This window comes from Streptococcus gallolyticus subsp. gallolyticus DSM 16831 (assembly GCF_002000985.1).
Lineage (GTDB): Bacteria > Bacillota > Bacilli > Lactobacillales > Streptococcaceae > Streptococcus > Streptococcus gallolyticus.
This window is the reverse complement of sequence record NZ_CP018822.1, coordinates 1,727,997-1,739,700: the sequence shown is the minus strand read 5'-3', so window position 1 is coordinate 1,739,700 and position 11,704 is coordinate 1,727,997. Positions and strand designations below refer to the sequence as shown.

8 protein-coding genes are annotated in these 11,704 nt (G+C 36.1%); 6 read left to right on the top strand and 2 right to left on the bottom strand.

The window, feature by feature from the left end; translation table 11 throughout:
* The first annotated feature begins 133 nt into the window (after positions 1 to 133).
* Entirely contained in the window at positions 134 to 1,387 is a 1,254-nt protein-coding gene (locus tag BTR42_RS08650; RefSeq protein ID WP_077496147.1) for an IS110 family RNA-guided transposase, read from the top strand.
* Positions 1,388 to 1,515: 128 nt separating this feature from the next.
* Here the strand turns inward: BTR42_RS08650 and BTR42_RS08645 are convergent, their stop codons facing one another.
* Positions 1,516 to 3,210, bottom strand: a complete 1,695-nt coding sequence (locus BTR42_RS08645) for a glycoside hydrolase family 3 protein (protein ID WP_074657754.1) — start codon at positions 3,208 to 3,210, stop codon at positions 1,516 to 1,518.
* A gap of 225 nt (positions 3,211 to 3,435) precedes the next feature.
* Here BTR42_RS08645 and BTR42_RS08640 point away from each other — a divergent pair, with 225 nt between their 5' ends.
* Positions 3,436 to 4,434: a helix-turn-helix transcriptional regulator gene (locus BTR42_RS08640; RefSeq protein WP_074657752.1), complete on the top strand. Its 999-nt coding sequence runs from the start codon at positions 3,436 to 3,438 to the stop codon at positions 4,432 to 4,434.
* 9 nt (positions 4,435 to 4,443) lie between these two features.
* Here the strand turns inward: BTR42_RS08640 and BTR42_RS08635 are convergent, their stop codons facing one another.
* Positions 4,444 to 5,436 carry an AraC family transcriptional regulator gene (locus BTR42_RS08635; RefSeq protein ID WP_231097430.1) on the bottom strand — a complete coding sequence of 331 codons (993 nt, stop codon included), beginning with the start codon at positions 5,434 to 5,436 and terminating at the stop codon, positions 4,444 to 4,446.
* A gap of 124 nt (positions 5,437 to 5,560) precedes the next feature.
* On the opposite strand from BTR42_RS08635, the gene BTR42_RS08630 reads away from it, so the two are divergent.
* The 4 genes from BTR42_RS08630 to BTR42_RS08615 all read left to right on the top strand — a co-directional run bounded on the left by BTR42_RS08630 (position 5,561) and on the right by BTR42_RS08615 (position 11,601).
* On the top strand, positions 5,561 to 7,966 hold the full coding sequence (locus BTR42_RS08630; protein ID WP_061459770.1) for a glycoside hydrolase family 2 TIM barrel-domain containing protein: 2,406 nt from the start codon (positions 5,561 to 5,563) through the stop codon (positions 7,964 to 7,966).
* A gap of 91 nt (positions 7,967 to 8,057) precedes the next feature.
* The gene (locus BTR42_RS08625; RefSeq protein WP_074581257.1) at positions 8,058 to 9,281 is read left to right on the top strand and encodes an MFS transporter; all 1,224 of its coding nucleotides are present in this window, start codon (positions 8,058 to 8,060) and stop codon (positions 9,279 to 9,281) included.
* 16 nt (positions 9,282 to 9,297) lie between these two features.
* Positions 9,298 to 10,308, top strand: coding sequence for an alpha/beta hydrolase (locus BTR42_RS08620; RefSeq protein WP_074657750.1), 1,011 nt, complete (start codon positions 9,298 to 9,300; stop codon positions 10,306 to 10,308).
* A 141-nt stretch (positions 10,309 to 10,449) separates the two neighbouring features.
* The gene (locus tag BTR42_RS08615; protein WP_074657748.1) at positions 10,450 to 11,601 is read left to right on the top strand and encodes an iron-containing alcohol dehydrogenase; all 1,152 of its coding nucleotides are present in this window, start codon (positions 10,450 to 10,452) and stop codon (positions 11,599 to 11,601) included.
* Positions 11,602 to 11,704 lie beyond the last annotated feature (103 nt).

Here is an 11,704-nt window from a genome sequence, read left to right as displayed (position 1 = left end):
GTAGTAGCGTACAGGCGGCAGGTGAGCTAGTGATTAGAATTCTCTTAGGCGAGGCTGTTGGTTCAACGTGTTTCTGGGGAACCTTACAGTAGTCAAGAAACTTTCCAAATACAAATGAAAGGAGACCTTCCAAATGAAATGTTTTGTCGGTTTAGACGTTAGCTCTACCAAATTAGATGTCTGTATCATGCTTAGTGATACAACAACTCCCTTTGTATCTTCTCTTCCTAATAACTTAATCGGTGCTCAAGCAATCAAGAACCAAATTCTTGAACTCAATGACACCTATTCATTTGAACGTATCGTCATTGGCATGGAAGCCACTAGCCTCTATAGTTTTCATCCTGCTATGTTCTTTCATGAAGATAGTAACTTAAAAGCTTTAAACGTTGAAGTCATGGTGGAACAACCCAATAAGATTAAGAAATATCGAGATGCCTTTGAAGAAAGTAAAAATGATACCATTGATGCCTTCTACATAGCCGATTATTTCCGTATTGAGCGATTTTCACCTGCTTTTCTCAAAGAAGAAAAGTATATGGCTCTCCAACACCTAACGAGAACAAGGCTTCAACTCATTGAACAGTTGACAAGAACAAAACAACACTTTATCGAAAATATTTATTATAAGTGCAATACCTTATCAACTGAAATCAAGAATGAGAATCTAACGACCTCTCTTTGGTCTAGCGCTATCATTTCCCTAATGACCGAAGACTATACTCTAGACGAATTAGCGACTGTTCCTCTCAAAGACCTAGCGGACTTTATCCAAAAATTAGGGAGAGGACGATTCAAAGCTCCTGAAAAGCTAGCTAAAGCTATTCAAGCAGCTATCAATGGCTCTTATCGTCTCTCTAAACTCCAACAAGATTCCGTCAATGTTGTTCTCGGGCTATTAGCTCGAGAAATCAGAAATCTGGAACAAATGATTAAAGATATTGATAAAGCTATTGAAGACATGGTAGAAGTCATCCCTGAATACCAGTGCTTAACTTCTGTTCCTGGTGTTGGTAAAGTTTACGCTGCAGGGATTATCGCTGAGATTGGGCAGATTGAACGCTTTAAAGACCATCCTCAAGTCGCTAAATATGCGGGATTGAATTGGAAACAGAATCAATCTGGGAACGCTAATTCTCAAAATACTGACCTTGTCAAACGTGGCAATCGCTATCTCCGTTATTACTTAGTTGAAGCCGCCAACTCTGTCAGACGACATGATAGCGAGTATCAAGCCTTTTACAAGAAGAAGTATCAAGAAGTTCCTAAACATCAACACAAACGAGCCATCGTCTTAACCGCTAGAAAATTTGTGCGTCTGGTGGATGCGCTACTACGTAACCGCCAACTCTATACGCCACCAAGGAGGCCTATGGAAGATAAGTGATTATCGGCACAAGTCCTTGGTTAAGCTAGTGAAAAAAGCGTTTTTTGCTAGGTATTTTTAGTGCACCCTTTTTTCTAGAAAATCAACTAAAAATTAATCAACTTTCTATTGACTTTTTACCACTAGACTTAAAGTGCTGCATTGAAATCACCGCAAGTAGGGTCAATAGGGTTAATACCTTCAAAATTTTCTTGTCCAGTCATTTTACGAATAATTGCTTTAACGTTGGCTGGGTTTCCAGTATAAGCGTTGATATAGGTTGAAAGGTAAGGAACATCGAATAAGTGATAAGGATTTGCGGTTGAAACAAAAACTGTTGGAATGGCTTTAGCAAACCATGGTGCATTGGCAGCCATGAGATGAATCCAATCAAGTCGTGTTGTGGTTTGGTTAGAAGCAGTTTCGACATTAGCAACGTAAAAAGCAAGGTCGAATTTTTCTTTTAAATCAGCGACACCTTCTTCAAACATTTCGTGGAAGTCCATTTGATAAAGCGAAACGTCAAAACCAACTTTTTCGAGTTCTTCTTTAAACAAATCTGTAACTTTTCCACCTTCTTTAAAACCACCATCGTCAGAGTCTCCAAGGACAATTAAACGAACACGTGGTGTTTTAGCAGGTGAGATAGGAAGAAGATGGTCACGGTCTTTAACAAGTGTGACAGATTGTTTAGCGATTCTTTTCGTGATTGCTTGGTGTTCGTTAGTTTTAAGAGTTAATGTTTCAGGGATTGTAATTCCAAGTTCACCATCCGTCGTTAGTACTTTTTGAGAAACTTTTGTTGCAAGGATGCGAGTTACCGCCTCATCAAGTCGTTCTAGAGAAACGACGCCAGTTTTGACTGCAGTTGTGATGGCTTTATAGTCTTCATCGATATTTTTATTAAAGAGAATCATATCAACACCAGCGTTGATGGTAGCTGGGAGCAGTTCTTCACGGGAAAGGATAACATTGTAGCCAACCATAGCAGTTGCATCAGTCATTGCAAGTCCATTGAAGCCAAGTTCTTGGCGTAATAAGCCGTTGATGAGTAATTTTGATGCAGAAGCTGGACGAAGATCTTGGTCTTTGATGCCTGTTTGCAATTTGCGCTCCCAAGCTGGTTGATAGATATGCCCAATCATAACAGTTGAAATGCCTTGGTCGATAAAGGTTTTATAAATGTGCCCGTATGTATTTGACCAGTCATCAGCTGATAAACTATTAATACTTGAAAGTAAATGCTGGTCACGCTCATCAACACCATCACCGGGGAAATGCTTGATAACAGGAATGACTTGGTTTTCTTCTAAACCTTTTCGTTGTGCTTGTGCCATACGGAGAACACGCTTAGGATCAGAACCGAATGTTCGTGTGTTTGTAATCGGGTTACGGAAGTTATTGTCGATATCAACGATAGGAGCAAAAGACATGTTGCAACCAACTTGATTGGCTTCATATCCTGCTATACTACCTAATTGAAAAGCGGCATCGGTGTTGTCAGTGGCTGCCATTTGCATTGGCATTCCAAGCCAAGTTCCTTCATTTACGATACCATTTCCACCAGATTCTAGGTTAGCTGCAAAAAAGAGAGGGTATTTGCTGCGGCTTTGAATCTGTTTGATTTGGCGTTTGATATCTTTTGCTGGGCCAGGTCGAAACATCATGCCGCCTGGTTTGTATTTATCGATAAATTCATCAAGGTTAACGGTGTTTTCATCTTGACCAATGACAAAAAATAATTGCCCGATTTTTTCATCAACTGTCATTTGATTAACTTGTTGGTAAACATAGTCAATCTCATCTTTTGTTAAATAATATGGATTTGTAGTCAAATCAATCATAATTTTTCTCCGATTCTAAAATGTTTACGCTTACAGTGTATCTTAAAAAAAGAAGCGATACTATTGCCAAATTAAAGTACTTTTGTGTCGATTTCACAGATTTATAAAAATGAACTTGTACTTTGATTTTATTTTACGTAAAATAAAAACTAAATTGAATATAATAAAGCGACACTTTTTAGAAAATAACTATGAAAATACAATAAGTTGATGAAGGAGTTAAAAATGGATACTAATGTTCTTGAAAGATTGCGTCATAATAATCAAAATCCTGTTGATTGGGAAAAAGTCAAGTACGGTTTTAAAGCGGATATTACAGGTCATATTGATAATGAACCAATTTATAATTTTTTTCAAACACTAACGGATAATCTTGAAATTACTGCCAATGCTATTTCAGTTTCAGTTCAACCCATCCGCTCTTATATTCCCTTTCATGTTCATAATTATGTTGAAATCATTGTTCCTCTTTTAGGAAATTGCCGATTTGAATCACGTAATGGTATTATTGAAATAGGACAGGAAGATATTATGATTGTAGGACGAGGTACTGTTCATCGTGTTCATGAAATTGATCCAACTACTATCGTTGTTAATATTGCTTTACAACCTTCAGCATTTTCATTTAATGATTTAAACTTTATGCTACATCCAGGAGGTGGACAAAGTATTTCTAATATATTGTTTACTATTTTGAATGATGAAAATTACGGAGATAGCCAGTATAATCTTTTTAGGATTCAGCATGACAAAAAGATAGTTTCCCTGATTTATGACATTATTGATGAATATTATCAGAATGATATTCAAGCTAATCAAATCATTCATTTTAATGTTTTAACACTTTTTTCACGTTTAATTCGTCACTTTTATCATACGGACTATTCTGTAGAGCAATCAAAAAATCATCAGAATACATTAATGCCTATGTTATTATACATTGAAGAACATTATGCTGATATTACCTTAGAAAAGATGGCGGATTATTTTGGTTTTAATCCTAATTATCTTTCTTCATATCTTAAAAAGAATACAGGGATGACATTTATTAAGTTAGTTCATTTACAGCGTGTGAATGTAGCTGCGGAGTATCTTCAGTATACAAAAGCACCTATTGAGCAGATTTCTGTAAAGGTCGGCTATGAAAATCCTTCTTATTTTTATAAAATGTTTCGAAAAATTTTAGGTGTCTCGCCCAAAGAGTATCGGATAGAAAATAGTTAAAGCACAGGATTAGTTTTCCTGCGCTTTTTGTGTGCGGTATTGATTAGGTGATAGTCCAGTTTCTTCTTTGAAATAATGGTAAAAATAATTTTCAGATGAGAAGCCAAGCCCATTAGCAATATCCGTAATTTTCATATTTGTAGTATGAAGCAGCTGCTTTGCCTTACTAATACGGATAGATTTGGCATATTTAATGATAGTCATCCCGCTCTGTTTTTTGAGGAGGCGGTTAAGATATTCAGAATTATAGTGAAGTTGTTTTTCAATATCCTTTCGTGAAATATTTCCATAATGTGATTCAATTAGACTAATTAATCGACTAACTAAAAACTCCTCTTTGTTAAGGTCAATATCGACTCTATTTAGTTGAAAGATATTAGGATTTTCAAGCTCTGTTAATAGACGAAGTAATAAGCCTTTTTGAAAATACTCAGCTCCAATTTTAAAAGTGGCTAGTTCTAGTTGTATAGCATCTAAAAGTGTTCTAAAAATTGGATTATCAACCGGAGCACATGGAGAAAATTCAATATAGCTGCGCATCCAGTCATCTTCTCCCTGCAGATTGGATAATAAGAATTGGAAAATCTTTCCTTGGATCTCTGGGGTACTTTTAAGAGGGAGAAGCACTTCTTTTAAAATATCTTCCGAGATATTTAAAACTAGAAGATGACCATTTTTTAAAATGTCACTATGAGTAATCCGCCGATTTAGTAAGCATCCTTGACCAGCATGGTAAATAAATTCTTTATCTTCAATCTTGTTAATCACTGTTCCAGATAAAACATAGAGAAGTTCAAATGCAGTGTTTTGATGCATTTGATCATAATTTTCAGCGATAAAATATTGAATTTTTTCTTCCTGAACATTAGTGTAAAGGACTTTATCTTTAACTCCTTTTTTATAAAAAAGGGCTAAAGAAGCCGTATTTTCAAGTCTAGGGACATTATTAGTCATAATAGTTCCTTCGAGTTTTTGGAATTCTTTTTTAGCAGATTCTAACATGAAAAACTCCTTTCTAAGTTGATTTTTTATAGTAAACGCTTTCTAATGATTGGATATTTGCATTATAACACAATTTTATTTGGGATAAAATACAGTCAGAAACTAAAAGAAGAAGGAGAACAGGATGAGACAGAAAATTTCTTTGAATCATAATTGGCGCTTTCATTTAGGAGAATTTCCACAGCCTCCCAAAAAAGTAGCCAAGAAAGCTTATGCCTTTGGTGGTTTTACTGCAAGTCTCCCAGAAGAGAACCAACAACGGTTACCAGTAAGCTCTGGTGGAGAAAACTTTTTAAAATTAATTGCACAAGGAAATATGGAAGAGGGATTACGAAACCTATGTGCAACAGACTTAGAGAGTCAATTAGATGACTCTTGGAAAACTGTTGAGTTACCACATGATTGGAAGGTGACTCTTCCTTATGAAGATAATCCTGCTAATTTAATGGCAGGCTCAAAGGCTGATGGTATTGCTTATTATCGTAAGCGATTTAAGATAGATGATGATATTAAACAAGAAAATCGTATTATTCTACAGTTTGATGGTGTTATGCGGATGGCTGATATTTGGCTTAATGGCTCCTATCTTGGGCATAATAATAGTGGTTATACGATGTTTGAATTTGATATTACTGAAATGCTTTATTATGGAGATGAAGGAGATAATATATTATTAGTTAAAGTAGATACAACATCAGGTTCAGAAGGATGGTGGTATGAAGGAGCAGGGATTTATAAAGAAGTATCACTGAAAATTATTCCTAACCTTCACCTCAATGAAGAAGATTTCTATGTTTATACTAAATCATTTGAAGATGGCAATGCTCAGTTAGGAGTTGAAGTCTCCGTTACTAATGATGGTGATGACACTGTTTTAATTTCACCAAAGATTAATATTGCAGGCACAGTTATCAAGTTATCTGAAAAAATAGTTGCTCCACTAACAACAGAAATTTTTACAAAAGAAGTAGTTTTTGATAATCCGACACTATGGTCTCCAGAAAATCCATACCTCTACCAAGCAACTGCGGTTCTTGAAAACGATAAAATTGTCAAAAATTTTGGAATTCGTACGTTTGATTATGATGAAAAAGGTTTTTACCTTAATGGAAAGCCATATGAGTTACACGGTATTTGTGAGCACCAAGATTTTACAGGAGTAGGAGTAGCACTAAATAAGGATATCATTCATTATAAAATTAAAATAATGAAAGAAATGGGAGTGAACGCTTATCGTAGTGCTCATCATTTTGCATCAAAAGACTTGTTAGAGATCTGTGATGAATATGGAATTCTTGTGATGAACGAAAATCGTATACCAGAAAGTAGTCCTTGGCGATTAGCTGATTTAGGAAAGGCAGTTAAACAATCGCGGATGAATGCCTCTCTTGCTTTCTGGTCAATTGGAAATGAGGAATTAACAGGAAACACTACTTTTGGTGGACGCAATATTAAACGTTTAGCACAAATCATTAGAAAATTTGATAAGGAACACCTCTTGTTATCCGCGGAATTATTAAGTCCTGAAGGCTTTGTTAATGAGGATTATCTTCAATATTTCGATATTTTAGGTGTGAATTATCCAGAAGCTGGTGTTATGGGAGCAGGAGCTGAATTAATTCACCAAAAGTATGCTAAGCTTTCAATGATGTCTACTGAAAATGCTTCGTATTTTTCTACAAGAGGAATCTATAAAGATAATGGAGACAAGTGCCATTGTAATAATTTTGGTTCAATGTATTCAATGGTTTTGCCTGGAAAACGCCAACCAGGGGACCCAGGTGTTGGAGGGACAGCTCATCCAGAAGAGGTGCTTAATTATCTCTCAACTCATCCTTATATGGGCGGTGTCTTTCTTTGGACTGCATTTGATTACTTTGGTGAGCCATCTCCATTTGTGTACCCTGCGATTAGTTCACAATTTGGTATTTGTGATTTAAATGGATTTCCAAAAGATTATTATTACTATTACCAAGCTCATTGGACCGATGCCCCAATGGTTCATTTGATGCCTCACTGGAATAAAGAGGGTCTTGAAATTGATGAACGTGGCTACACTCCTATTCGCGTCTTTTCAAATGCTGAAGAAGTAGAGTTGTTTATCAACGGCATTAGTCAAGGAAAACTTCCACTTAATGATTGTCAATCTAATTATAAGGTTCTTTATCAAGAAGGAGATATTAAAGTTTTAGCTTATCAAGATGGAAAAGTCGTTGCCACAGATTATCACGTGACTTCAGAAAAAGTAAGCAAACTTTCCGTCGAAAAAATTTATTCAGGTAATCGTTTTGCTTTGTTTGCCATCTCCGCATTAGACCAATATGACCATTTTGTTCCAATGGCTGATAATTCTATGTCTATTAAAGGTGAAAAAGGAACAGTTGTGGGTCTAGGAAATGGCAATCCAAGTGATACCTCAGATTACAATTTACAAGAAATTAGCCTATTTTCTGGGAAAGCAATGGTAATTGTTGCATTAGATGAAAACGGCAAAGCAGAAATCTCGGTTAAATTAAAATCTGTGAAATAGACATATAAGACCTTTAATATGAATATAGAGAAAACGTTTACAAATAAATATACTAGAGTCGTAAAATAATTTCAGAAAGGTAATACTTACTATGAGTACTGCAAAAACAAAAATCGGTGTCGTTAGCATGGCAACACTAGCCATGTCAGGTTCTGTAGCAGGATCAGCTATCGCAGCAATTTCAGCTGACTTTCCCAACACTCCTATTTCAACGGTTCAACTTCTTTCGACTTTACCAGGACTCGGGTCACTAATTATCACGCTAATTGCTGGTCAAATGGCTATGCGCATTTCTAAAAAGAATCTTGTTCTTCTTGGAGTAGCACTAGTGACGATTGGTGGTCTTATTCCGGCTGTTTGGAATAGTTCAATGGTTGGATTACTTACTTGTTCAGTTATTCTAGGTATGGGAGTTGGATTCATTTCAACAATAAACCCAATGCTTTTATCACAATACTTTGATGGCGAAGAACGTTCTGGTATGATGGGAGTCAATACTGGTATGACATCACTTGGAGCGATGATTTTAACTGGTGTTGGTGGTATACTTGGTGGACAAAATTGGCGTAATCTTTATTGGGTATTTGCGATTGGTATTTTAGTTTTTCTTTTAGTACTTTTTTGTTTACCAAAAGATGAGCCCGAAAAAGAAATGGTAACAGCAGATGGTAAAAAAGAAAAAGTATCAACAGTCGCAGTTTTAAAAGAGTTAAAAGCCCCAGTTTATATCATTATTTTTATTGCATTCCTTCTAGGAATTGCCTACACAGCATATGCAGCAAACCTTTCAATTGTAGTAGCTGAGCGTGGTGTTGGTGGTACTGCAATGACTGGTATTATTAACGCAGTAGGTACTTTTGGTGGTATTTTTGCAGGATTTGGTCTAAAGTATATCCGTAAAGTAACTAAACCAAATACTCTTGCTTTTGGATTTATCTTCTTATTGATTACTTTGCTTTTGACTTACTTTTTTGCTAATCCATTTGTCTTGATGATTGCAGCTGTATTTGCAGCAATGGCAATGGTTATGGTAATGGCGACTTGTCCATTTTTACTTTCAATGGTTTCCAAACCAGTTCAAATTCCAGTGGTTATGTCAGTTTATGCTTTTGTAAATGCTCTTAGCTCAGCTATTGCTCCTAAATTAATTAGTTGGCTTCAAGTGCCAGCAGGGGTGCCATCATTTATCTTTGCAGGTGTTGTTTCGCTTATCGTTGCTATTGTTTTAATGATAACTCGTTTTGGTGAAAAAGTTGAAAGTGGCTCACTCATCCCTGATGGACGCGGCACAGCAGAAGAAGCTTTAGCTGATTAATTAAGGAGACAAGTAGATGACTGATGAAAAAATATATATTTGGGGAGAAAAAATCCCTGGAAATAGTCCAAAAAGTAAAATGGATATTTTAGACATTCACAAAAACTACACTACTCAGGATTTATTTGAAAAATACCCAGGTATTTGGGATAAATCTACATCAAAAATTGATGATATGTCTGGAAATGATACAATGGTCTATCGTCAAGAAATTGAAAATGGGCCAGCTCAACTAACTTATGAGGATAAACCTTTTCTTATCCCTTATCTGGTTGAGGGGAGTGACAAATGTGTCATCATTTGCCCTGGTGGGGCCTATTTAACGAAATCAATGATTGAAGAAGGAAAAGATGTTGCTGAATTTCTTAATCAGGCTGGAATCTCTGCTCTGGTTCTTTGGTACCGCACATATCCTTATCGTGCGCCACTGATGTTTTTAGATTGTCAACGTGCCATTAGATACGTGCGTTATTATGCTAAAAATTTTGGAATAAATCCTAATAAAATTGCAATAGTTGGCTTTTCTGCTGGAGGAAACTTGGTATCAGTGACCAACTTTATCATGCGTAATCAAACAATTATTATTGATGATTATCAACCAGATGAGATTGATAAAATGGATGCCTCGGTTGCTGGTTTAGCAGGAATTTATCCAGCAGTTGCCATAGCAGAAGATAAGATTATTGCAGCAATAGGTGGGAAGGACATTTATAACGATCCAACGAAACGTCAAAAATTCGCTGAAAATTACGATGTTTTTAGCCATATTCAGAAAGGTGATGCGCCCTTATTCTTGTGTGCAGCTATGGATGACGAGGTGGTTCCTGCACACCACTTGTTACGATTAACTCAAATTGCTCAAGATAGAAAAATTCCAGTTGAGTTACATCTTTTTCCGTATGGTGGTCATGGTTTTGGAGCATGTTTAGGTGAACAAATCCCACAATTTTATCATGATAGAAGTTTGGTCAGACAATGGAAAGATTTATTCGTAACATGGTTAAATCATTTATTTGAGGAAAAATAACAATTCTTAGTTCATGTTTTTTTCTGTAAATTTGATACGAATAATCTAATTCCTAGTTCTTGTCAAAACTGCAAGAGGTGCTAAAATAAAAATGTAAACGTTTTCTAAAAGATAAAAAATAAATTTTAGGAGGATATGTTCATGTCAGACTTTTATGTTCCGTCAGTTAATTTAATTGGTTGTGGTGTTGTTAATGAAATTGGAAGTCATATTAGGGAATTAGGATATAACAAAGCACTTTTGGTTACTGACCATTATATTGCTGGAAGTGATATTTTATCCAAAGTGACTGCACCATTAGAGAGTGAAAAGGTTGAATATGTCATCTATAGTGAGGTTGATCCAAATCCAACAGTGAAGAATGTTGAAGAAGGTCTAGCTATCCTAAAAGAAAATGGCTGTGATTTCATTATCTCACTGGGAGGAGGCTCGCCACAAGATGCTGCTAGCAGCATTTCAATCTTAGCAACTAATGGTGGTCGCCCACAGGATTATGAAGGTGTTCATAAGTCAAAAGAAAAAGGTCTTCCAGTTGTAGCTATTAATACAACAGCGGGAACGTCAGCTGAAATTACGATTAATTATGTCATTACTGATGAAGAACGTAAGGTTAAAATGGTAATGGTTGATAAGAACAGCCTAGCTTTGATGTCAGTCAATGATCCAGAGTTAATGGTTTCAATGCCAAAATCTCTCACTGCAGCAACTGGTATGGATGCTTTGACACATGCTATTGAAGCCTTGGTTACACCAGGTGCGTACGGAGTAACTAAAAAACTTTCTATTGGAGCAATCGAGCTTATCAAAGAATTTTTGCCTCGAGCTGTTGAAAAAGGTGATGACATGGAAGCGCGTGAAGCCATGGTTAATGCGATTTTTCTTGGTGGCATGGCTTTTAACAATGCTGGTCTTGGTTACGTGCATGCCATGGCACATCAACTAGGTGCTGTTTACCATCTGCCACACGGCGTTTGCTGTGCCATGATTTTACCAATTGTAGAACGTGAAAATGCTAAACATGTCCCAGAAGCTTTTCGTGACGTTGCTAAAGGACTGGGACTTCATATTGAAAATAAATCCGACCAAGAGTGTGCCGACTATGCTATTTTTGAAATCGAAAAATTATCAGCTGCTGTTGGCATTCCTAAAAAGTTAACAGAACTTGATATTAAGGAAGAAGAATTCGATTTTGAATTTCTCTCTAAAAATGCACTCCTTGATGCCTGTGCACCAGGTAATCCATTTATGCCAACTTTGGAAGAAACAATTGCGCTCTATAAGCAACTCTTTTAATAGTTAAATATGAAAAGAAATAAGCCACATAATCTCCTGTGGCTTATTTTTTACCTAAAATATCTTTGCAAAAATGCAATAATGTGTTAAGATAGTAGCTAAA